This is a genomic window from Arthrobacter sp. zg-Y1171, assembly GCF_025244845.1.
Classification (GTDB): domain Bacteria; phylum Actinomycetota; class Actinomycetes; order Actinomycetales; family Micrococcaceae; genus Arthrobacter_B.
Genome location: NZ_CP104264.1, coordinates 1,468,862 through 1,488,574 on the forward strand (window position 1 = coordinate 1,468,862; position 19,713 = coordinate 1,488,574).

Here is a 19,713-nt window from a genome sequence, read left to right on the forward strand (position 1 = left end):
GGCGGCTCATGCCTGGCCAATGAGGATGATGGAAATGATCAGCCCGTAAATCGCGATGCCTTCCGCCAGCCCGACCACCACCATGGCGCGTCCGAAGATTTCCGGCCGCTCACTCATTGCCGCCAGGGCAGCCGATCCGGTGTAGGCCACGGCGATGGCCGCACCGATGGAGGACCCGGCGACGGCTATGGCGGCGCCGATCAGGGCCGCACCGCTGCTGTCGCTGCCGTCGGTCGCTGCAGCGACAGCGGTGGCGGCGGCTCCGCCGTCGCCCGCCGTGGCCGGTGCCGCGTTCAGGGCGGAGACCAGCAGGGCCAGTGCTCCGGCCATCAGGACGCCGTTCAACCCGAGCAGCGCGCGGATCCCCGCCCGGCGGCGGCGGCGCATCAGGGCCAGGGCGCCCCCGGCCAGCAGGACGGTGAGGAACAGGGCCAGTGGAAGGACGGCAAACCAGGGATTCACGGCAGAGGCCTTTCAGCAGGGGCGGGGGCAGGGGCGGCGCCAAGATCGGGGGTCCAGGGGCGGAACGGGCGTCCCTCCTCGGTGAAGACGCGGGAGAAGAGCTCGTAGTACTCCAGCCGCAGGGCCTGGATTCCGGCAACGAGGCCTTCCAGGGCGAAGGTGAGCACGTTGCCCAGCACGAACATCAGGATGGCGGGAATGATCCTCCAGCCCGGTTCCCAGATGGCCGTGGTTGCCTGCCAGACCACCATCATCAGGGCGGCGTGGGTGAGGCCGAACGCGGCCAGCCGGGTAAAGGACACCAGGTTGGAAGCGAGCTGAACCACTGTGTCCACCAGCTCCACGGTGGCCTGCAGCCCGCCGGTGGGCCCGCCGCCGGATTCCACGAACAAACCGATGAAGATGAACACCAGTGCGATCAGTGCTGCGGTTCCGGCGGCCACCAGGATTACTGGGCTGCCGGCCAGCAGCCCCCAGGCCACCAGCCCGATTGCCGCGAACAGCAACGCGCCGGCCAACCCCGAGCGGGCGTAGAGGGCATACGCCCAGCCGCCCTCGCGGACCCGGTTGATGGTCCCCAGCGCGTAGGACCCGGCCAGCAGGACGGCGCCCAGCACCAGGGCGGCGACGATCAGCGGGATGGGTTCTTCGAGCGGTTCCAGCCACAGCACCGGCAGCACGTGGGTGGGACCGAAGAACTCCCCGTAAAGGAACCCGAAAAACACCGCAGCGGCACCCGCGCCGGTAATGAACAGCCACGTCCGGCGGTAGCGGTCCAGCCAGGGCACGCGAAGGAACCGGACCAGCAGCCCGGCAATCACCAGCAGCGCACCCTGCCCGGCGTCACCGAACATCATGCCGAACATCACCACGTACGCCACCGCGGCTATCCGTGCAGGGTCCAGATCCGCATAGGGGACCGTGGTGTAGGTGTCCACCAGCAGCCGTGACAGCCGGGGCCGGCGTCGTTCCTCGCCGGTCAGCTGGGTGGGTGGCTGCACGCCGTGCGGCCGGCGCAGGGGAACCGCTGAGGCACCGTGCGGTTCCAGGGCTTTCCGGAGTTCCGGCAGCTGCCGGGTGGGGGACCAGCCAACCAGTGCGGCCACGGGACCGTGCACGACGGCGGCGTCTTCAGCGCGCTCCAGCTCGTCGGGTCCATCACCGGGCTCGTAGGGAAGATCCAGTTCGACGGCGGCGCTGCCCGCCACCTCGGTCAGCACGGGACGGCCGGCGTCCAAGGGCCAGACCAGGGCAATACGTTCCATCCGAACCGGACTGAGGGTTTCACGCCACGGCATCAAGCACCTCGCTTCTCCCGTTGCCGGTCGCGGCGGCGGCCAGGGCGGCCCGGACCCGCCAGGCATCGGCGGCCAGGACCGCCATGGCCCCGACAACGACGTCCGGGCCGGGCAGCCCGGCCCGCAGCAGGCCGAAACCGTCGTCTTCGACCTGCGCGGCGAGACGGGCCTCTGCCCGCCACAGCTCGTGCGGTTCCTGCACCTCGGCCAGGGCCTGTCCGGCCGCCGGGCTCAGTGCCGCTGTCAGTTCCGGCAGCGACGCAGCTTCGGTCCATCCGGTGCCGATCAGCGGACGGAGCAGGGATACCAGCCGGTCCGTGGTTCCGGTTCGGGTCACCAGCAGCAGGCGGGCGGCCAGCAGCACGGCACCGGCAACGGCCCACGGGCGTGTTGCAGGGGCGGCCGAGGCCAGCCGGCGCAGCCAGACGGCGGTGAGCATATCCGGCAGGGACACGGCGGACCCGGGGTCGCCCCAGGGCGACGCGGCCAGCATGGCCTGCAGCGTCTCGGGGGAGTCGGCGGTCTGCAGCCGCGGCCAGGCCGTGGCCAGCCCGCCCAGGTCGAACATGGGTGCGGAATCAGACGCTGGTTCCGGGTCCGTCCCGCTGTCGACGTTCCGCCGCAGTGCGGCGGCCAGGGCAACGATGTTGTCCGCCTCGTACCGTGCGGCGGCAGCCCGGACCAGCTGCGTGTCCTGGCCGGCCGGCAGCCAGCCCGCCAGGACACGCAGCTGCCAGAGCACGGTACGCCGGGTGGCCTGCTGCGCGGCTCCAAGTGTTCGGGCGCCGGTCAGCTGATCGGCGTACACCGATCCTTCCAAGGCCTCGACGGCTGCCGGGAGGTCCGGCAGTGCGGAGAGTTCCCTGCAGGTGCCGGCGCCCACCCGCCGCTGCGCCATGGACCGTGCCCGTACGGTGGCCGCCACCCAGTCCGCTCGCATCAGCCGGTGTCCGTTCCTCGGCCCAGCAGGTCCTGCACCAGGTCCGCCACAATGGCGGAGGCGAGTTCCGGCACCCGCGATTCGCCGTGGCTGCGGAGTCTTTGTGCCTCTTCCCGGGCTTCGTCGAGCAGGTGTTCATTTTCGCTTGCGGCTTCGGCGGAGACCCGCGCTGCGGCTTCGGCGCGCACGGCACCGCTGTCCAACCGGGCCTGTTCCACCAGGGCAGCGGCCTGGCGCCGGGCGGCAGCGACCGTCTGCTGTGCCTGCGCACCGGCGGATCCGGTCTCCTCGCTGCCCTCGGCGATCGTGGGGTCAAGTGCTTCGAAGACGGGGATAAGCTCGGCGGCTGTGCCTTCGTCGTCAGTAGCCGGGACGCCGGCAGGACCGGCCGGTCCTGGCGCGCCGACGGGTCGGAAACGGTCCAGCAAGCTGTTGCGTGCCATGCGGCATCTCCCTGAGCGGAGGGGCGGTTGCGGGTTCCTGCAAGCTAGTCTCCGGTGGCTTCGGCTTCCGAGGCCTCGCCGTGCCGGACTATGTCGCCGTCCGTGAAGAGGATGCCGTGGGCGATTTCCCGCCAGAGGGGAGTGCGGCGCAGCAGGAATTCAAGTTCCATGCTGAAGTGCTTGAACTCCTCACCGAGCGAATCAAGCATGATGGCCCGCGACTCGGCGTCGGGCTCCACGGCCATCCGCTGGACATACCAGCCGATGGCTTCGGCTTCCTCCGCCAGGCTGGCGCACATGCGCGCAAAGGTCCGCGTCTCTGCGGGAAGTTCGGAAGGCGGCTCATGGTACTGGTCTGTGCCCATTTGCATCTCCTCAGGCCCGGTGGATCCGCAGCGTCCATCCGGCTGCGAAACGTTCCCCCGTTCATCGACGTTACGTGGGGCACGGGAGGGAAACAATGGTTCGACTGGGTCGGGCGGCCGCAGCGGAAGGAACGAAAGGTCAGCGGGCCAGCCGGGCGTAGGCGGAGGCAAAGTGCAGCAGCGGGTCGGCCTCGTCGTCGGCCCCCGCGCGCCGGCCCATGGACACCACCTCGCCCACGATCAGCTGGTGGGTGGCCGCCGTCGTCACCTGCGTGGTGCGCACCTCGAACCAGGCGATGGAGTCCTCGATGACGGCGGCACCGGTTTCCGGCGCCCGGCCGTAGTTCACCTGGTTCAGCAGCCCTTCGAGGGGCGAGCCGGGACTGGCAAGCCAGTTGGCAGTGCCCCGCAGCCGAGCCGGCAGCAGGCTCAGGGCCCAGCTGCCGGCGTCGATCACTGCCTCGGCAATGCGTGCCTCGGCGTACAGGCTCACGAGCAGGGTGGGCGGATCGTAGGAGACGGAGAGGAACCCGCTGACGGTCGCCGCGTAGTCGCGTCCGCGAAGGCGGGTGGACACCACGCCGACGCCGGACGCGATGTCCGCGCTCAGCTCCCGGTACCGGTCGATGACCTCATCAGGGAGGTCGGGCCCGGCAACCGTTTCCCCGGGGAAGACTCCGTGCTCCATGGCTCCCTATTCCGCGGTGTCGGCGGCGGGGACCAGCTTCACGGAGACGGAGTTGATGCAGAACCGCTGGTCGGTGGGCGTGTCGAAACCTTCGCCTTCGAACAGGTGTCCCATGTGCGAATCGCAGTTGGCGCAGCGGACTTCAATCCGGTCCATGCCCATGCTGCGGTCATGCAGGTAGCGGACCTTGCCCTCGGCCAGCGGAGCGAAGAAGGACGGCCAGCCGCAGTGTGAATCGAACTTCTCGCTGCTGGTGAACAGATCGCTGCCACAGGCACGGCACTGGTAAACGCCGGCGGTCTTGGTGTCCCAGTACTCGCCGGTGTACGGCCGTTCGGTGCCGGCCTTGCGCAGCACGGCGTACTCCTGCTCAGTGAGTTCCTCGCGCCACTGCTCGTCGGTTTTCTGGACCGGGACGGTTCCGGTGTTCTCTTCGGTAGTCATGTCAGCGTCAACGCTTAAGAGTCGCCAATAAATCCCGAGCCGCTGTACAGATGCAGCACGGGAACGCCGAGCCGGTCCTGCGCCTCATTGGCCCAGTCCGTGCGGAAGGTGTCCTCGACGGCGTGCGGCGTGGTGATCACTACAACCTGGTCCGCGTGCGTGCGCTTGGCGGTTTCGACGACGGCGGCCACCGGGTCTTCGCCGGTGACCGTGCCGGTGGCCTCGAGGCCGGCTGCCTGCAGCTGTTCCAGGGAGTCGGCGAGCGAGGTGACCGCTTCCTTCACCTCGTCGGCCTTGGACGGGCGGCCGCCGGTCAGGTTCCGGAAGGCCTCTGCAAAATCCAGCAGGCTGAGGTTGTCCAGCACGTCCACCAGCAGGTTCCGGCCCGGATCAGCGGGCACCAGAACCTCAAAGCGGACGGGGTTCTCTCCTGCAACGGCACGCAGGTTGTCTATGTCGCGGCTACCCAGCGATTCTTCCGTCAGCACCACAATTGTCGAAGTCATGCGCACCAGCCTAGTACGCCTGTCCGGGCAGGCCGCCCAAGGCCGCACCGGCCTGCCGTTACACGGACCCGGCACCCATCCGGTAAAAATGTTCTATGGCTATCTCCGTTCCTTCCGATGCATCCTCCGGCACCACCCCGGTTCTCTCGGTTCCGTGGGTCCGTTGGACGGCGTTCGGCGCCGGCGTCGGTGCTGCGGCTTCCACCGCCGTCGTAGCGGCCGCCTCCGGACTCGGCATCTACTTCGCGCGCCAGGTGGTCACCCCGGCGCGCACGCGGGATGCGAACCTGGAGATCCTGGCCGTTATGGACAGCGAGCACGGCCGGCAGGTCATCCTGCCGGCAAACCTGGACACCACGGTCGAAGGCACGTACAGCCTGTACTTCGACAACGGCAACGGGCATGCCCGGATCGGAGCCATTCGTTCCTATGTGCCCCGTGAGGGCACCGTGCAGCGGGACGTGGAAGAGGTGTACAGCGGCGACCTAAGCAAGGCGCGCCGCGGTTGGTGGAGCGGTTCCATCTATCCCTCGCCGGCCGCCGTCGGGCTTCCCGAGGAGGAAGTCGACATCCCGGTGGAAAACGGAACGGCGCCGGCCTGGCTGGTGCGTACTCCCGGTGCCGACACGTGGGCCATCATGGTCCACGGCCGAGGCGCCCGGCGGACCGAATGCCTGCGGGCGCTGCGTACCGCCCGCGAAGCCGGGCTCACCAGCCTGGTCATTTCCTACCGGAACGACGGCGAGGCCCCCTACGCCTCCGACGGCCGGTACGGGCTGGGCCTGACCGAGTGGCAGGACGTGGAGGCGGCCATCCGTTACGCCCTGGACCACGGCGCCCAGGATGTGGTGCTGTTCGGCTGGTCCATGGGCGGGGCGATCAGCCTGCAGGCCGCGGACCGCTCGCCGCTGCGCCGGTATATCCGTGCCATGGTGCTGGACGGGCCGGTGATCAACTGGGTGGACGTGCTGGCCCACCATGCCCGAGTCAACCGGATTCCTGCCCAGGCCGGCCGGCTGGGACAGTGGCTGATTTCCAACGCCGCCGGACGGGCGCTGACCGGGCTGGCTGCTCCCCTGGACCTCAAGAGCATGGACTGGGTGACCCGTGCGGAGGAAATCCGGATCCCCACCCTCATCCTGCACAGCAAGGATGACGACTTTGTGCCGTACGGGCCGTCCGCGGAACTTGCGGAGAAAAACCCGGACGTCATCACGTTCGAGGCTTTCACCAAGGCCCGGCATACCAAGGAATACAACGTGGACCCCGAGCGGTGGGAGCGCCTGGTCCTGGGGTGGCTCAACGAAGCCCTGGGCCGCACCCGGCATCCGGCGGAGCACCGTCTCGACGCGGAGTAGCGGGTAGTTAGATCGCGGTAAGGACTACAAGGGTGACGAGGGCGTTGCTTGCGGCGTGGAGCAGAATCGGGGCCCAGATGTTCCCGTGGAAGCGCCGCAGCAGTGCCAGCGCAAGTCCCAGCATAAAGAGGTAGGCGAATCCCACCAGGACCAGGTGCACCACAGCGAAGAGTGCTGCGGACAGGGCGACGGCGGTGAAGGGCCGGAAGCGCCGCGAGAGCCCGTCGAGGAGGGCGCCCCGGAACAGGACTTCCTCCCACAGCGGCGTCAGGACCGTTACGACAAGCACGACGACGGCGGTCAGCGGAGTGGACAGGCCGCCGAGATCCTTCAGCGGGTCGCTGGTGGACCGAGCCGTGGCCGTATCGAAGTCGATGAGGGACAGCAGCCCGAGGAACAGGCCCTGTGCCAGCATGCACACGATGATCGCCGCGGGGATTTGCCACAGCAGGTGCAGTATTCTCAGCCCGGGCCGGCGAAACCCGAGGTCCGCGGGTGTCATCGAATTGCGGCGGAACAGGTGGACGTAAAGGGCCAGCATTGCCGCGGCCGTGACGGAGCCGAAGGCAGCGGGGAGAAGCGACTCGAGGGTGAAGTCAACGACGCCGGAGAGTCCGAGCGCTACCAGCGCGCCGGAGGCGGCGAGAACGTACAGGGCGACGAACATCGACGCCCAGGCGGCCTGCCCGAGGGTCGCCACGGGCCGCTCGCTGGCTGGCTGGCGTGTTTCGCTGACTGACAACAAGATTCCCCCGATGATGGTGCCGGTGTGGCCCGCAAGCGCGATGGCGTTGGTTCATCCTGCCATTACTGCCGGTGGTTTTCCTGCGCTTTGGGAAGAACCCTCCGGTTTGTGACCATCCCTGCGCGGCGCGGCGCAGGGAAATGCACAAACCGCAGGGAAATGCAGGCCGGGCGTCGGACCGGACCCGCACAAAGCCAGGGCAGGCACAGAGTAGGTTAGAGGCGCACTGACACATTCACGGGGGGAGCAAAGAATGCAGGACCAACAGGGAACCGCTCCGCTGGACGACTTTTTTCCGGCCTGGAACCAGGGTGCACATCCCGAGCTGTATGAGCTGGAGAATGAGGCCTTTGACCGGGAAGGGGTGGTCTGGAATGCACTTGCGGGCCTGGCGCCCTGGGCCGGGCGGACTCTCCTCGATCTCGGCTGCGGCACCGGCTTCTGGTTGCCGCGCTATGCCGAACTCGCAAAGTCCGTCATCGGCGTCGAACCCGATCCGGAGCTGCTCGCGGCCGCCCGGTCAAGGCCCGGCGGAGCCGAGGTCCTGCACGGCTCGGCTGAACACATCCCGCTGCCGGACGCCTCGGTGGATGTTGTCCATGCCCGGTTCGCCTATTTCTTTCCTTCGCCCCAGAGCGACTGCACGGCGGGGCTGGCGGAAGTCCTGCGGGTCCTGCGTCCGGGCGGATCACTGGTCGTCATCGACAATGATCAGTGCGACGGCGACTTTGCGGCCCTGCTGGAGGCGGCCAACGCATCGGCGCATCAAGGCGAGGGCAAATACATCAAGGACTGGTGGGCACGGCAGGGTGCCTCCACGACCCCGGTCATGAGCAGCTGGACCTTTGACAAGCCGCAGGACCTGATCGACGTGATCAGCATGGAATTCCCCAACGGGACCGCCGATGCATGGCTAAACGAGGATCCGCAGCGGGTCCGGCTGAGCTACGGTTACGCCCTGCACCACCTCTCCAAAGGAGAGTGGAACCGCCGCTAGGCAGGTGCGGCGGCGATGGGGGCCGTGATGGCGTGCGTGAGGCGGAGCAGGTCAAAGGGTGAGAGTCCGATCTGCAGCCCCCGCCGGCCGCCGGAGACATACACGGTGTCCAGCAGCTCCACCCGGGATTCGATTCCGGCAGGGGAGGAGTGTTTCTGCCCCAGCGGTGAAATGCCGCCCACCACGTAGCCGGTGCGCCGCTCCGCGTCCCGCCGGTCCGCCATCACGGCCTTGCGCGCCCCCATCAGGGCGGCGAACTTCTTCAGGTCCAGGTTCAGGGCTACCGGAACCATGGCCACCGCCAGATGCCCGCCCAGATCCACCATCAGCGTTTTGTAGACGGCTTCGGGCGGCAGCCCGAGCTTTTCGGCGGCTTCCAGGCCGTACGACGGCGCGCCGGCGTCGTGCTCATAGTGGTGCACCGTGTACGTGACCCCGGCGTCGTCCAGTACCTTGGTGGCCGGCGTCGCGCCCTTACCCGGATGCTTGTCGCGGTTCCCTGCCATGGCTGCGTCTCCTGTGCTCCTGCGGCCGCACACCCGGCCGGTTACGGGCTACGCCGGCTGCTGTGCCAGTTTTTCGTGCTGGGCGAGCCGACGCTTGATGCGTCCCAGCATGGCGGACATTCCCCGCATGCGCAGCGGGGTAATGGCCCGGGTGAGGCCCAGACGGTCAGGAACATCGGCCGGAACAGCCAGGATGGCGGCGGCCGGAAGACCGTTCAGGCCTTCGTAAAGCACGCTCGCGAACCCGCGGGTGGTGGGAGCCTCCCGCGGTGCCTTGAAGAACAGCGAGACCAGGTGCTCGGGGGAGTCGTCCACGTCCAGGCTGAGGAACACCGGCGACTGGCATTCCACCACCTGTTCGAGGAGCTCGGGCCGGTCGGCGATTTCAGCCGGCAGATCGGGCAGGCTGCGGGAGAATTCCAGCAGCAGCTCCAGGCGGTCGGATTCCTCCATGGCCTGGAAGTCGTCGATGATCTCGGCCAGGGAGTCCGGGACAGCGTTTTCGGGTGTGGCAGTCATGAGTAAATCTCTCTTACTTGGTGCTTCAGCTGGGGGCGTTGCCGGGTTCTTCACCGCGGGCAATCGGGACGCGCACAGCGTTGCCCCATTCGGTCCAGGACCCGTCGTAGTTACGCACGGACTCGAAACCGAGCAGGTGCTTGAGCACAAACCAGGTATGGCTGGAACGTTCGCCGATGCGGCAGTAGGCCACGACGTCGTCGCCTTCCTTCAGCCCGGCGTCGTCCTTGTAGAGCGCTTCGAGTTCCTCGCGGGCGCGGAAGGTTCCGTCTTCGGCTGCGGCCTTGCTCCACGGAACGGACTTCGCGGTGGGAATGTGGCCGCCCTTCATGGCGCCCTCATCCATGTAATCGGGCATGTGGGTGCGTTCGCCCGTGTATTCGGCGGGGGAGCGGACATCGATCAGCGGTCCCTTGCCCAGGTGTCCGACGACGTCGGGCAGGAACGCGCGGATCTTCTCGTCGTCACGCTCCACCACGGGGTATTCGGCGGGTTCCACGGAGACCTTGTCGGTGGTGACCGGACGGCCTTCGGCAATCCACTTGTCGCGGCCGCCGTCGAGCAGGCGGACATCCTCGTGGCCGAAGAGGGTGAAGACCCACAGGGCGTAGGCGGCCCACCAGTTGCTCTTGTCGCCGTAGATCACCACGGTGGAGTCCCGGGTGATGCCCTTGCGGGCCATCAGCTGGGCGAACGCCTTACCGTCTACGAAGTCCCGGGTATCGGCATCGTTGAGGTCGGTGTGCCAGTCGATCTTCCGGGCACCGGGGATGTGTCCCGTTTCGTACAGCAGGATGTCCTCGTTGGATTCAAGGACCACCAGGTTCTCAGCGTCCAGGTTGTCGGCCAGCCACTGCGTGGAGACCAGGCGTTCCGGGTGGGCATAGGCGGAGAACTTGGGGCTGCTGTCAGCTGCGATCGACATACGCGGAACTTCTTTCCTCGGCAATTGGGCTTCCTTCTAGCCTAACGATGACGGCGGCCTAAAACTTCCATGCGCCGAACCTTGGAGGTGAAGCCATTCGGCACGCTGTCCCACGGTTTGGGGTTGCTGGTGTCGCTGAGGTCCCTCCGACACCACCAGCACCACCCGGTGGGATGCTGTGCTGCTGCCCTGGACGGGTGGGGTACGCCAGCTTCCCCACGCGCCGCGAATCGAGCCGAGGCGGAGGGCCGGAGGGCAATATTCGGTTGGGGTCTGTGTGGTCCTGCTGTCAGGTCAAAATGCTCGGTTTTCCCAGCACGTAGTCGTCTCAAAAAGACGCGTATTTTGGGTTTCCGCGGAGGCTCGTTTGAGCCTGTTTTTGGTCCGGAAATGTCAGTGCGGGATGAAATCCTGAGGTATGGATCAGCTCGGGAACACCGAATGGACAACCGAAGAACCAAGCAGTGAAGACCAGCAGCCGGATGGCACAGCTGGTGAAACGGATGAGCCCCGCACGGCCTGTACCCTGACGGTGTACCGGGCTGAACCGGCAGCCGAGCCTGCCGGGCCTGCCGGGCCTGCCGAGGCGAGTGCCGAAACTTCCACCGCCGCCACTCCGAAGGGCAACGCCGACGCCGGCCATCCCGTTCCGGAGACCGGTAGCTCCAAGCCCGGGGTCACCCCGAACGAAAATACCGAGGACATTTCCACTCCCGACGACTCAGAAACCGCATCTGCAGAACCTGAAGGCACTGACCATGTGGGTCCGGGTGGAGAGGCTGCGGGCGGTTTCCCGGACGGTTTCACCGGGACACTGGCGCTGCAGAACCTTGAAGCCTTTGACGAGCAGACGGTCGGCGAAGCCCTTTCCCGGGTGGCGCACCTGATTTCCTGGGGGCAGGCCCTGGAGGCCCGCCTGATCAACCGCATGGGGGAACTCTTCCGGGACGACACGTATGCCCCTTCCGAGCGGATCGAACCGGGTCTGGCTTTCAGCCTCGCAGCTTCCGAATGCGCGGCCATCCTAAACGTTCCGCAGGTCACCGGTCAGCGGCTCCTGAACGAAGCGACGAGCCTATGCACTTCCCACACGGCAACCCTGACCGGACTGGAAGAGGGGCGCCTTTCCTACCAGCATGCCCAAGTGGTGCTGGAACAATGCGTGAACGTTCCAGCCGCGGCGCTACCGGAATTTGAGGCAGACCTGCTGGCAGCAGCGGAGGGCCAGACCCGGTCCCGCTTCTCCGCCAAGGCCCGCCGGCTGCGCGAGAACCGGTATCCGGAGACCATCAGCAAACGGCATTTGAGCGCGTTCGAGCAGCGCAAGGTCACCCTGGACCGCGAGGAAGACGGCGTGTCCTGCCTGTCCGCCTATCTGCGGGCCGCAGAAGCCCAGCAGATCTACACGACCTTGAGTACCGCAGCACGGGGTGAGCAGGTAGCCGGCGATTCCCGGACTACGGATCAGCTGCGTGCGGACATTCTCGCGCAGCTGCTGATGGGAGGGTTCGGAACGGCTCGTGTCAGGAATGCTGCTGGGACTGGCAGGGTGGAGGACGGTGCAGGCGGGACCGGCAGGACTAGCTGGACTGGCGGTGTTGCGGGTAGCGGTTCAGCCCGTGTTGGAGCGGCGGGCGGTGGAAGTGCGGACAGAAATGCGGCAGCGGGCGAAACCGCGACGAGCCAAGACGCAGGACCGGACGAGGGAATCGTCCCTCGAGCGGAAATAATGGTCCTGATCAGCGCCGAAACCCTCTTCGGCGCCGACGAGCAGCCCGCCGAGCTGCATGGCTACGGACCCATCAGCGCCGAAGAAGCCCGCCGACTGGCCCGCAACGCCGTCGGATGGACCGGACTGGCCCAAAATCCGCACACCGGAGAGATTCTGGGCGTAGGACGACGCCGAAAAGTCCCGGCCGGACTCCGCCGCTGGCTCCGGGCACGGGACGGAACCTGCCGATTCCCCGGCTGCCGGGTCAACACCGCGAACGCGGACATCGACCACACCATCGACTGGGCTCGGGGCGGACCCACGGACCACGGAAACCTGGAGCACCTCTGCCGACGCCACCACCGGTTCAAGACCCTCGGTTACTGGAAAGCCTGCCAGCCAGCTCCCGGAGTCATCGAGTGGACCTCGCCGACCGGACGCGTCTACCGCACGGAACCTTTCCTGGAATTTGGCTTACCGGACACGGCACCGGATCCGGGTATGTACTCCACCCGAGAGGAACGGGAGGAGTCAGACGTGGAAGATTCGTTGCAGGAACAGGTGCCGCCGTTCTGACCCGATCCCCTCAGGGATGCAGGCGGACATCCGCTTCGGTCGACGCAAGGCCAGCCTTCATCCGGCGCCCTCTGCAGCGCCGCCTGCGGTGCAGGGAATGTGCCGCCGGGAGTGCACCTGCAGCACCTAGTGCCCCTGGAGCGGGCGTCTCCGGCGGAAGGCGCAGCGCCAGCACGACGACGGCGGCACCGATACCCACGAACGCCGCCTCCAGCGGCTGAAACTCAATGAACGCCATCTCCCAAGCCTCGAGACCGATCAGGGCGAGCCCGGCGGCGACGGACAGCGGCTGTGCGGCCCGGTGGCGTCGAAGGTGCAGCATCCCAGCGCCTAGGTAACCACCGCCGCAACCCATGGCGAGGAGAAGGCCCGGAAGCCGCCAGTCCCGAAACGGGGTCCGCCGCAGCACGGACGGGTCAGCGTGCAGGAAGGCCCCGTCGGGGCGCAGGGCCAGGAGGATGCCACCGCCAAGCGCCGCTCCAGCTGTGCCGAACTCCAGCCTCATCAGGGTCAGCTCTTCGCCTGAATACCGTTGAGCGCCCGCCGTGTCCTGCTGCTGCATCATGCTCCGACTATGGACCGCAGACACAGCCGCAGTCCACCGGCGGCAGTTCCAGATTCCCGAACGCGTTGGCGTATCGTAGCGAGGGCGGCAGAACGCCGCAGAACCGGCACGTTTCGTGCCGGAAGCAGGCATCAAACGGACGGAAAAGCGCGCAGTGGCACAACTCGAGCACCTGACAGAACGGACTCCCCAGGTATCGGTGGATGAACTGCTGCAGGGATTCTTCCCCTCGCCCCGGTTCGGCAGCGTGTCCTTTGATTCCTACCGTCCCGATCCGGAGCAGCCCTCCCAGGCCAAAGCCGTGGGCGCCATGCGTTCCTTCGCGGCCGACGTCGACACTCCCGAGCCCAGCGGCCTGCGGAAGTTCTTCGGCGGCAGGAAACCCGAGAGCAAAGCCGGGTTCTACCTGGACGGCGGATTCGGCGTCGGCAAGACCCACCTGCTGGCCTCGCTCTGGCATGCCGTGGAAGGGCCCAAGGCCTTCGGCACGTTTGTGGAGTACACCAACCTCGTGGGTGCGCTCACTTTCCGCAAGACCGTGGATGCGCTGAGCGCCTACAAGCTGGTCTGCATTGACGAATTCGAACTCGACGATCCGGGTGACACGGTGCTGATGTCCCGCCTGATGCGTGAACTGGCCGACGCCGGCGTGAAGCTTGCGGCTACGTCCAACACCCTGCCGGGTTCCCTGGGTGAGGGCCGCTTTGCCGCCGTCGACTTCCAGCGCGAGATCCAGGTCCTGGCGGACCAGTTCGACGTCGTCCGCATTGACGGTGAGGATTACCGTCACCGCGGTCTGCCCGAGTCGCCCCAGCCGCTGCAGGACGGGGAACTGGAAGCGCGGATGGAAACCGAATTCTCCGGCCGGACCGTGGCTGTTGACGACTTCTCCGAACTCATCAACCACCTTTCCCAGGTCCACCCGAGCCGGTACCGGCAGATGCTCGACGGGGTGGAAGCGGTTGCCTGGCACAACGTGCAGACCATCACCGAACAGTCCGTGGCGCTGCGCTTTGTGGTCCTTGCCGACCGGCTGTACGACAAGGACGTGCCGATCCTGGCCAGCGGGGTGCCGTTCGATCAGCTGTTCACCAAGGAAATGATGGCCGGCGGGTACATGAAGAAGTACTTCCGAGCTGTTTCGCGCCTGACCGCACTGGCCCGCGAGGGCCAGACGGGTGAAGCGTCGTAGCAGGACCTGCTTAAACGGCGGAAGCGCCGGTGCCGCCTCTCGGCGGGACCGGCGCTTCTTTGTCGTGCTCTCGGGTCGTTAGGCCGGAGGCGTCTGTCCGGGACCGTTGCCGGTTCCCGGCTCGCGGTTGCGGTTGGTCTTGTCAACTGCTTCCGAGGCCTTGCTCTGGAAACCATCGATCTTGCTGGAGTACTTGCGACCGGTCTTCTGGTCGACGAAGTTGCCTGCCTGATCGATGCCGCCCTTGATCTTGTCGGCATTCTGTCCGACAAATCCGGTGGCCTTTTCCTTCAGCTCACCGGCCCTGCCTTTGAGCTCGTCAAATACAGACACGGATCACCTCCTTTCACAGGGGAAACCCGCTCGTTTCCCGTTCGCCTCCATGTTAGGTCCCGCAGGGGTTGGAGGAAAGGACTTTCCTCTGCGGGCATATCCCGACTATTCCCCGGACCCGTCCTCCCGGACGCCGTCACCCGAGTGCCGATTTGAACCGCCGTGGTGATGGTGGTATCCGGCGCAGTTGTCGTCCAGTTCGATCCGGATGATGCTGCCGCTGGTTGGAGGAGCCGGCTCGGCCGGAGGTTCCACTGTTGGCGGCTCTTCGGCGCCTGCTCCAAGCGGTGGTCCGCTGGCCAGTACATCAACCGATGCGTACAGCGCGTCGCCGCGCAGCTCCAGGGCGGCCGGTTGGTTCGCCTCCAGAAACAGCTCCGGAGTGTCTGATCCGGCCGGCACCACCGAAATCCGGTTGCCGAACAGCTCAGCCACGAAGATGTCCCCGTTGTCGTTGACGGCCAGTCCGGTGGCTCCGGCAAAGCCGGTGGCCACAAGCTCCGTAGCACCGGTGGATCCCTCGACCCGGAACACGGAACCCGGAGCTCCACCCTCCGGGCCGCCCGGCAACGAGGTCACGTACAGGGCGCCGTCGGGACCGCGTTCGACGTCGGTCGGCACCGGTTCCAGGTTGTAGGTGAGTCCCACCGTGCACGCCGGCAGCCCGAACCCCGCGGCCGTTTCGGCGGTAATGGTGAGCGGCACAGGAGGCAGCACCGCGACCGTCAGGATGCCGCCGTCGTCGTTCACCTGGATGAGGGCGTTCATTCCCGCGTCGGCCACGATGGTTCCGCCGTACCTGCCGGGAAGCGAAGCCACGGGGTTGGAGTCCGGGAGCCCGGTGTAGGGAGCAGGGGCAACACCAGGCGGCAGTTGGGCCGCGCATTCGGCGGGAAGCGCCTCCTCGAAGCCGTAAGTGTTGATGCTGTCCGGATTCTCAGCGAATTCGTAGGCGGAAATGTCCGCGACGGTCTCAATGTTGCCGTCCCGGTCAATGAACTGCAGCAAGGTGACGTTGGCGACCGGGTCGTTGCTTCCGGCGCCGGTGGCAACCGTGTAATAGGTAGCTCCACGGTCGCGGGAAACGGAACCCGGGGAATAGCCGTCGGGTGCCGTTGCCAGGACCTCGGGTTCTCCGCCGTCAGTAATGCGGGTCAGGAGCGTAGTGAATGATTGGGCTACGTCGAGGGTGCCGCCACGGCCGACGGCGAAACTCAAGGGACCGAGCAGCCCCTCGGCAACGGTGGTAACTTCCCCGGCAACAGGTACTGAGGATGGTGATGGTGGGTGGTGCCGTCCGCCGGCGGTCGCAGGTGAGGCTGCCAGCCCCAGCGCTGCGGTTGCGGCAAGAACGGCGAGGGCAGGTGATGATTTCTTCACGGTGATCTCCTCAGCATTGGTGCGGTGCAATGCGAGACTCGCCTCTTGGCCTCCCGTGGATCCCGGCCACGCCCCCGGCCAAGGCATTCAAAGCCTAGGGACGGCCGGGCTCTGCGAACACGTAGTTTTGGCACATGCGCCGGCCCGCCGTTCAGAAAAACCAAGTAGTTTCCGGGGTGCCGAAGCGAGTAATTTTTCGGGGCCCGGTGCGAGGCCGGGGGACAGGTGATAGGAGTAAGCAGCCATGAGCACCTTGATCGTTACCGCGCATCCGGATCCGGGATCGCTGACGCACGCCACCGCGGCACAGCTGCACAACCTGCTGGGGGAGGAGCCGACCCGCATCGTCCACCTGGCACAGGAGGGCTTTGAATCTTTTGCCAGGCACGGCTACACGCAGTCCTTCAGCACCTCGGCGGAGCACGGCATCATCGACTTCTGTGGAATACGACGCGGCAAAACCGCCTTTATCCACGAGTCCGAGTCGACGAACAAGGACGCCGTTGCTGCTCGGATGTACGCTGCCACCGCTACGGTCGCCGCGGCAATCAACCCAGCGGGCGTGGCTGCGTAGGTTGCCCGGGTCTTCGTGGTGGACTGGCGTCGATCCTGCACTACCGCCCCGACGCGATAAATGAGGACCCTCGATATGCCTGCACGCACACCGACTGCAGTGACGTCTCACCTGCCGGACCAGACGCGGCAACCGATTCCGCGGTGGCGCGCACTTCAGGCTGCAGTCCTTGGATGGGCGTTTCTCGGCATCGGCCTTGGAACCGCCATAGGAATTGCCGAAGCCCTGGGCCAGGCATTTGGTTGGGGACGGCTTCCTGAAGTCCTGTTGCAGGCAGTGCTGATGTCCGCCGTCGTGGTGCCGGGTATCGTGCTGCTGCGTCGGCGGCTCGACCACCGCGACCTGGAGGGACTCGGCCTCAGCAGGTCAGCCGCCCGGCCGCTGGCCCTGGGCATGGCCGTCGGCGCGCTCACCGGCCTCCTCGTCTGGCTACCCGCCGGCCTGGCCGGGTGGATACGGGTGGAACAGCTCGACCTTGCCGCGTTCCTGGGCTTCCTGCTCCTGAACGGCGTGGTGCTGGCTCTCTACGAGGCGCTTCCGGAGGAACTTGCCCTGCGCGGGTATGTCTGGACGAACCTGCGGGACGGCTGGGGGCTGGCGGTTGCGACGCTGGTGACCACTGCGTTGTTCCCATTCGTGGGAGTGGTGGTGGGACCGGTGCGGTGGGCTATCACCACGGTGCTCGGCGGCGACGGAGGAGGAATCGAGGTGTTCCCTGCAGGCAACGACCCGATTGTCTACATCGTGCAGCTGGTGCTGTTCGGGCTGGCGCTCGTGGCGGCCCGGCGCATCCCCGTGCCCGGCGCGTTGTTGGTGGCAGTGGCCTTCCACTGGACGCAGCTAACCGTCACCCGCACGATTCTCGGGGGAACGGGATGGCTCGACTCAGGATGGACCATCGTCTGGGTTGAACCGGATGCGATCGCCATGGTCTTGGTGCACATCATCCTTGCCGGCGTTGCCTTCATTGCCGTACGCCGGCGGCTGCAGCGCCGGGCCGGACGAGCCGGCGCTGCAGCCTAGGGAACCGGTCCCCGTTAGGCAGGTTCCGCCATCGCGAGGAGGCGGGTTCGAGCTGACCGGAGTTCAGCCGGAGTGAGATATGGGGTTCCGATGGACGCCGCGAGCCCTTCGGCTGCGTAGCGGATGGTCAGCGACAGCGCAGGATCGATACCGTCGGCGTCGAAAGCCTTCCGCCATTTCCCCGCATCGGCTTTAAGCGCCTCCTGCCCGGGTTGGCCACCGCCGATAATGAGCAGAAGCGAACCGGGAGAGACAACGTCCCGTACGGCGGCGTCGTCGTCGGTTAGTGCACGGATGTACGCGCGGAGCAGTTTCCCCGGCCGGTCTTCCGAAAAATCCAGGCGCTCGTGCACCACGTCCCATAAACGCTGCGACACGTCCACCAGGATTGCTTCCTCGAGGGCGCTCCTGCTGGTGAAATGGTGGGTCAGCGCTCCCTTGGATACCCCGGCGGCTGAAGCGATGTCAGCCAGGCTGACGTTTGCGCCGTGGGAATAAATCATCTGGGACGCGGCATCGATGATTGCCCGCCGAGTCCGTTCCTTGTCGCGCGTCGCCGTCGATTCAGTGGGTTTCATGAGGTTCTCCAGTGCTCTTGTCCAGAGAGATATCCGACGGGATGAGGCGCCAGGCGATGACCGCTGCCACCACCAGCAGTGCGGCAGCAATAAACGACGTCACCTGCATGCCATGCGTGAACGCCTGCTGCGCCACGACCAGCAAAGTATCATCGGTTTTGCCCAGCTCACCGGCTGCACTGGCCAGGGAATCCTGCAGGGCTGCCGCCGCTTCAGGGGAGGTGTCCGAAGGGATCTCCAGCTGTGCTCGGTAGAGGGCGGTTTGGACCGATCCGAGGACGCCGATGCCCAGCGCGACGCCCAGCTCGTAAGCGGTTTCCGCGATGGACGACGCCGCACCCGCCCGTGCCGGCGGGGCCGCAGCCACAACGGCATCCGTGGAAAGCGTCATGGCCAGGCCCGTTCCCAGACCGATTACCGCAAGGGCAATGCCGATGCCCGCGTAACTGGGCAATCCTTCGGTCAGGCCAAGCAGTGCCAGCCCCAGGGCACCGATAAGCAGGCCGGCTGCAATGGCACGGCCCAAGCCCAGCTTGGACAAAGCGAAACCGACTACTCCTACTACGGCCAGGGAAGCGATGGTTGCGGGCATTTCCGCCATTCCCGCCCAGAAGGGGGAGTAACCGCGGACCAGTTGCAGGTACTGGGAGAAGAAGAACAGCAGCCCGAAGAAGGCGAAGATGGACAGGGCGTTGGCCGCCACTGCTCCGCCGAAGGCAGGGATGCGGAACAGGCTGATGTCCACGAGGGGCGTTTCCAGTTTTTGCTGGCGCCGGAGGAACAACCATCCTGCGCCCAGACCCAGGAGAAGGGTTGGAAGGACGGACCAATCCAGTCCGTGGCCCACCACCTGCTTGACGGCGTACACCACCGGCACAATGGCCAGTACTGAGAGCGCGGCGGAAACCAGGTCGATTTTTCCGGCATTGGGGTTCTTGGACTCGGGCAGAAGCCAGATGCCGAGCACCACAATAAGGACGATCACCGGAACGTTGATCAGGAAGACTGAACCCCACCAGAAGAATTCCAGCAGGGCGCCGCCGACCAACGGCCCGACGGCGCCGCCCGCCATCGCTCCCGCAGACCAGATGGCGATGGCGCGTGTCCGCTGGACTGGGTCGTGGAACAGGTTGCGGATGATCGACAGGGTGGAGGGCATGATGGTCGCGCCGGCGATGCCCAGCAGGGCACGTGCCGTAATCAGCACCTCCGCGGACGGCGCGAAGGCAGCCAGCAGGGAAGCTACGCCGAAGGCGATGCTGCCGATCATTAGAAGACGTTTACGTCCGATGCGGTCCGCCAGGTTCCCCATCGTCACGAGGAGGCCGGCCAGGACGAACGAGTAGATATCGCCGATCCAGAGGATCTGGGTGGCTGACGGCGACAGGTCCGCTGTCAGGGCAGGGACCGCCATATAAAGGACGGTGCCGTCGATGGCGAGCAGGGTTACGGCGAGGATGAGGACGACGAGGGCGAGCCATTCCTTGCGCCCCGCCTTGGTGGGAGAGATGGAGGGAAGTGCGCTCATGCCCCAAGACTAACAAACCATTTGGTTCGTTAATCTTCAGATCCGCTATGGCGGAGG

The 19,713-nt window shown here is 66.4% G+C and carries 23 protein-coding genes; 6 read left to right on the forward strand and 17 right to left on the reverse strand.

Annotated features, from left to right (window positions below; all coding sequences use genetic code 11):
• Positions 1–6: 6 nt before the first annotated feature.
• The 8 genes from N2L00_RS06790 to N2L00_RS06825 form a co-directional block, all read right to left on the reverse strand.
• Positions 7–462, reverse strand: coding sequence for an ATP synthase subunit C (locus N2L00_RS06790; RefSeq protein ID WP_255765929.1), 456 nt, complete (start codon positions 460–462; stop codon positions 7–9).
• Positions 459–1,727 (reverse strand): V-type ATPase 116kDa subunit family protein, encoded by a 1,269-nt coding sequence (locus N2L00_RS06795; protein ID WP_255863191.1) that lies wholly within the window; start codon positions 1,725–1,727, stop codon positions 459–461. The genes N2L00_RS06790 and N2L00_RS06795 overlap by 4 nt, the downstream gene beginning before the upstream one ends.
• Before the next feature lie 19 nt (positions 1,728–1,746).
• Positions 1,747–2,700 (reverse strand): hypothetical protein, encoded by a 954-nt coding sequence (locus N2L00_RS06800; protein ID WP_255863190.1) that lies wholly within the window; start codon positions 2,698–2,700, stop codon positions 1,747–1,749.
• A complete protein-coding gene (locus tag N2L00_RS06805; RefSeq protein WP_255863189.1) occupies positions 2,700–3,143 on the reverse strand; it encodes a hypothetical protein in 444 nt (147 codons plus the stop codon). Before N2L00_RS06805 ends, N2L00_RS06800 begins: the two co-directional genes overlap by 1 nt.
• 44 nt (positions 3,144–3,187) lie before the next feature.
• Entirely contained in the window at positions 3,188–3,508 is a 321-nt protein-coding gene (locus N2L00_RS06810; protein WP_255863188.1) for a hypothetical protein, read from the reverse strand.
• A gap of 139 nt (positions 3,509–3,647) precedes the next feature.
• On the reverse strand, positions 3,648–4,196 hold the full coding sequence (locus tag N2L00_RS06815) for a flavin reductase family protein (protein ID WP_255765934.1): 549 nt from the start codon (positions 4,194–4,196) through the stop codon (positions 3,648–3,650).
• A gap of 6 nt (positions 4,197–4,202) precedes the next feature.
• On the reverse strand, positions 4,203–4,640 hold the full coding sequence (gene msrB, locus N2L00_RS06820) for a peptide-methionine (R)-S-oxide reductase MsrB (protein ID WP_255765936.1): 438 nt from the start codon (positions 4,638–4,640) through the stop codon (positions 4,203–4,205).
• 14 nt (positions 4,641–4,654) lie between these two features.
• A complete protein-coding gene (locus N2L00_RS06825; RefSeq protein ID WP_255863187.1) occupies positions 4,655–5,146 on the reverse strand; it encodes a hypothetical protein in 492 nt (163 codons plus the stop codon).
• A gap of 95 nt (positions 5,147–5,241) precedes the next feature.
• On the opposite strand from N2L00_RS06825, the gene N2L00_RS06830 reads away from it, so the two are divergent.
• Positions 5,242–6,504 carry a S9 family peptidase gene (locus N2L00_RS06830; protein ID WP_255863186.1) on the forward strand — a complete coding sequence of 421 codons (1,263 nt, stop codon included), beginning with the start codon at positions 5,242–5,244 and terminating at the stop codon, positions 6,502–6,504.
• Positions 6,505–6,511: 7 nt separating this feature from the next.
• Here N2L00_RS06830 and N2L00_RS06835 read toward each other — a convergent pair whose 3' ends face one another.
• A complete protein-coding gene (locus tag N2L00_RS06835; protein WP_255863185.1) occupies positions 6,512–7,246 on the reverse strand; it encodes a CPBP family intramembrane glutamic endopeptidase in 735 nt (244 codons plus the stop codon).
• Between the two features lie 256 nt (positions 7,247–7,502).
• On the opposite strand from N2L00_RS06835, the gene N2L00_RS06840 reads away from it, so the two are divergent.
• Positions 7,503–8,246: a class I SAM-dependent methyltransferase gene (locus tag N2L00_RS06840; RefSeq protein ID WP_255863184.1), complete on the forward strand. Its 744-nt coding sequence runs from the start codon at positions 7,503–7,505 to the stop codon at positions 8,244–8,246.
• Here N2L00_RS06840 and ybaK read toward each other — a convergent pair.
• The 3 genes from ybaK to N2L00_RS06855 are packed head-to-tail and all read right to left on the reverse strand — an operon-like array spanning position 8,243 to position 10,196.
• Positions 8,243–8,752: a Cys-tRNA(Pro) deacylase gene (gene ybaK, locus N2L00_RS06845; protein WP_255765942.1), complete on the reverse strand. Its 510-nt coding sequence runs from the start codon at positions 8,750–8,752 to the stop codon at positions 8,243–8,245. The two genes, N2L00_RS06840 and ybaK, sit on opposite strands and share 4 nt — an antisense overlap.
• A 48-nt stretch (positions 8,753–8,800) precedes the next feature.
• Complete coding sequence (locus N2L00_RS06850) at positions 8,801–9,271, reverse strand: SufE family protein (protein WP_255765943.1); 471 nt, start codon at positions 9,269–9,271, stop codon at positions 8,801–8,803.
• A gap of 25 nt (positions 9,272–9,296) precedes the next feature.
• Positions 9,297–10,196 carry a sulfurtransferase gene (locus tag N2L00_RS06855; protein ID WP_255863183.1) on the reverse strand — a complete coding sequence of 300 codons (900 nt, stop codon included), beginning with the start codon at positions 10,194–10,196 and terminating at the stop codon, positions 9,297–9,299.
• Between the two features lie 418 nt (positions 10,197–10,614).
• Here N2L00_RS06855 and N2L00_RS06860 point away from each other — a divergent pair, with 418 nt between their 5' ends.
• Entirely contained in the window at positions 10,615–12,483 is a 1,869-nt protein-coding gene (locus N2L00_RS06860; RefSeq protein WP_255863182.1) for an HNH endonuclease signature motif containing protein, read from the forward strand.
• Between the two features lie 10 nt (positions 12,484–12,493).
• Here the strand turns inward: N2L00_RS06860 and N2L00_RS06865 are convergent, their stop codons facing one another.
• The gene (locus N2L00_RS06865) at positions 12,494–13,048 is read right to left on the reverse strand and encodes a hypothetical protein (RefSeq protein ID WP_255863181.1); all 555 of its coding nucleotides are present in this window, start codon (positions 13,046–13,048) and stop codon (positions 12,494–12,496) included.
• Positions 13,049–13,202: 154 nt separating this feature from the next.
• On the opposite strand from N2L00_RS06865, the gene zapE reads away from it, so the two are divergent.
• Entirely contained in the window at positions 13,203–14,240 is a 1,038-nt protein-coding gene (zapE, locus tag N2L00_RS06870) for a cell division protein ZapE (protein ID WP_255863180.1), read from the forward strand.
• A gap of 78 nt (positions 14,241–14,318) precedes the next feature.
• Here zapE and N2L00_RS06875 read toward each other — a convergent pair whose 3' ends face one another.
• A complete protein-coding gene (locus N2L00_RS06875; protein WP_229952144.1) occupies positions 14,319–14,573 on the reverse strand; it encodes an antitoxin in 255 nt (84 codons plus the stop codon).
• 105 nt (positions 14,574–14,678) lie between these two features.
• Positions 14,679–15,953, reverse strand: a complete 1,275-nt coding sequence (locus tag N2L00_RS06880; RefSeq protein WP_255863179.1) for a ScyD/ScyE family protein — start codon at positions 15,951–15,953, stop codon at positions 14,679–14,681.
• A gap of 244 nt (positions 15,954–16,197) precedes the next feature.
• Here N2L00_RS06880 and N2L00_RS06885 point away from each other — a divergent pair, with 244 nt between their 5' ends.
• Positions 16,198–16,527: a hypothetical protein gene (locus N2L00_RS06885; protein ID WP_255863178.1), complete on the forward strand. Its 330-nt coding sequence runs from the start codon at positions 16,198–16,200 to the stop codon at positions 16,525–16,527.
• 75 nt (positions 16,528–16,602) lie between these two features.
• Positions 16,603–17,550, forward strand: a complete 948-nt coding sequence (locus tag N2L00_RS06890) for a CPBP family intramembrane metalloprotease (RefSeq protein WP_255863177.1) — start codon at positions 16,603–16,605, stop codon at positions 17,548–17,550.
• A 14-nt stretch (positions 17,551–17,564) separates the two neighbouring features.
• On the opposite strand, the gene N2L00_RS06895 is transcribed toward N2L00_RS06890, so the two are convergent.
• Positions 17,565–18,128 (reverse strand): TetR/AcrR family transcriptional regulator, encoded by a 564-nt coding sequence (locus tag N2L00_RS06895; RefSeq protein ID WP_255863176.1) that lies wholly within the window; start codon positions 18,126–18,128, stop codon positions 17,565–17,567.
• Positions 18,115–19,656: an MFS transporter gene (locus N2L00_RS06900; protein WP_255863175.1), complete on the reverse strand. Its 1,542-nt coding sequence runs from the start codon at positions 19,654–19,656 to the stop codon at positions 18,115–18,117. Before N2L00_RS06900 ends, N2L00_RS06895 begins: the two co-directional genes overlap by 14 nt.
• Positions 19,657–19,713: the final 57 nt, after the last annotated feature.

Coding starts and splice junctions, on each gene's coding strand:
- N2L00_RS06795 (WP_255863191.1), bottom strand. CDS start 1,727: ATGGAACGTATTGCCCTGGTCTGGCCCTTGGACGCCGGCCGTCCCGTG.
- N2L00_RS06800 (WP_255863190.1), bottom strand. CDS start 2,700: ATGCGAGCGGACTGGGTGGCGGCCACCGTACGGGCACGGTCCATGGCG.
- N2L00_RS06805 (WP_255863189.1), bottom strand. CDS start 3,143: ATGGCACGCAACAGCTTGCTGGACCGTTTCCGACCCGTCGGCGCGCCA.
- N2L00_RS06810 (WP_255863188.1), bottom strand. CDS start 3,508: ATGGGCACAGACCAGTACCATGAGCCGCCTTCCGAACTTCCCGCAGAG.
- N2L00_RS06815 (WP_255765934.1), bottom strand. CDS start 4,196: ATGGAGCACGGAGTCTTCCCCGGGGAAACGGTTGCCGGGCCCGACCTC.
- msrB (WP_255765936.1), bottom strand. CDS start 4,640: ATGACTACCGAAGAGAACACCGGAACCGTCCCGGTCCAGAAAACCGAC.
- N2L00_RS06825 (WP_255863187.1), bottom strand. CDS start 5,146: ATGACTTCGACAATTGTGGTGCTGACGGAAGAATCGCTGGGTAGCCGC.
- N2L00_RS06830 (WP_255863186.1), top strand. CDS start 5,242: ATGGCTATCTCCGTTCCTTCCGATGCATCCTCCGGCACCACCCCGGTT.
- N2L00_RS06840 (WP_255863184.1), top strand. CDS start 7,503: ATGCAGGACCAACAGGGAACCGCTCCGCTGGACGACTTTTTTCCGGCC.
- ybaK (WP_255765942.1), bottom strand. CDS start 8,752: ATGGCAGGGAACCGCGACAAGCATCCGGGTAAGGGCGCGACGCCGGCC.
- N2L00_RS06850 (WP_255765943.1), bottom strand. CDS start 9,271: ATGACTGCCACACCCGAAAACGCTGTCCCGGACTCCCTGGCCGAGATC.
- N2L00_RS06855 (WP_255863183.1), bottom strand. CDS start 10,196: ATGTCGATCGCAGCTGACAGCAGCCCCAAGTTCTCCGCCTATGCCCAC.
- N2L00_RS06860 (WP_255863182.1), top strand. CDS start 10,615: ATGGATCAGCTCGGGAACACCGAATGGACAACCGAAGAACCAAGCAGT.
- N2L00_RS06865 (WP_255863181.1), bottom strand. CDS start 13,048: ATGATGCAGCAGCAGGACACGGCGGGCGCTCAACGGTATTCAGGCGAA.
- N2L00_RS06885 (WP_255863178.1), top strand. CDS start 16,198: ATGAGCACCTTGATCGTTACCGCGCATCCGGATCCGGGATCGCTGACG.
- N2L00_RS06890 (WP_255863177.1), top strand. CDS start 16,603: ATGCCTGCACGCACACCGACTGCAGTGACGTCTCACCTGCCGGACCAG.
- N2L00_RS06895 (WP_255863176.1), bottom strand. CDS start 18,128: ATGAAACCCACTGAATCGACGGCGACGCGCGACAAGGAACGGACTCGG.
- N2L00_RS06900 (WP_255863175.1), bottom strand. CDS start 19,656: ATGAGCGCACTTCCCTCCATCTCTCCCACCAAGGCGGGGCGCAAGGAA.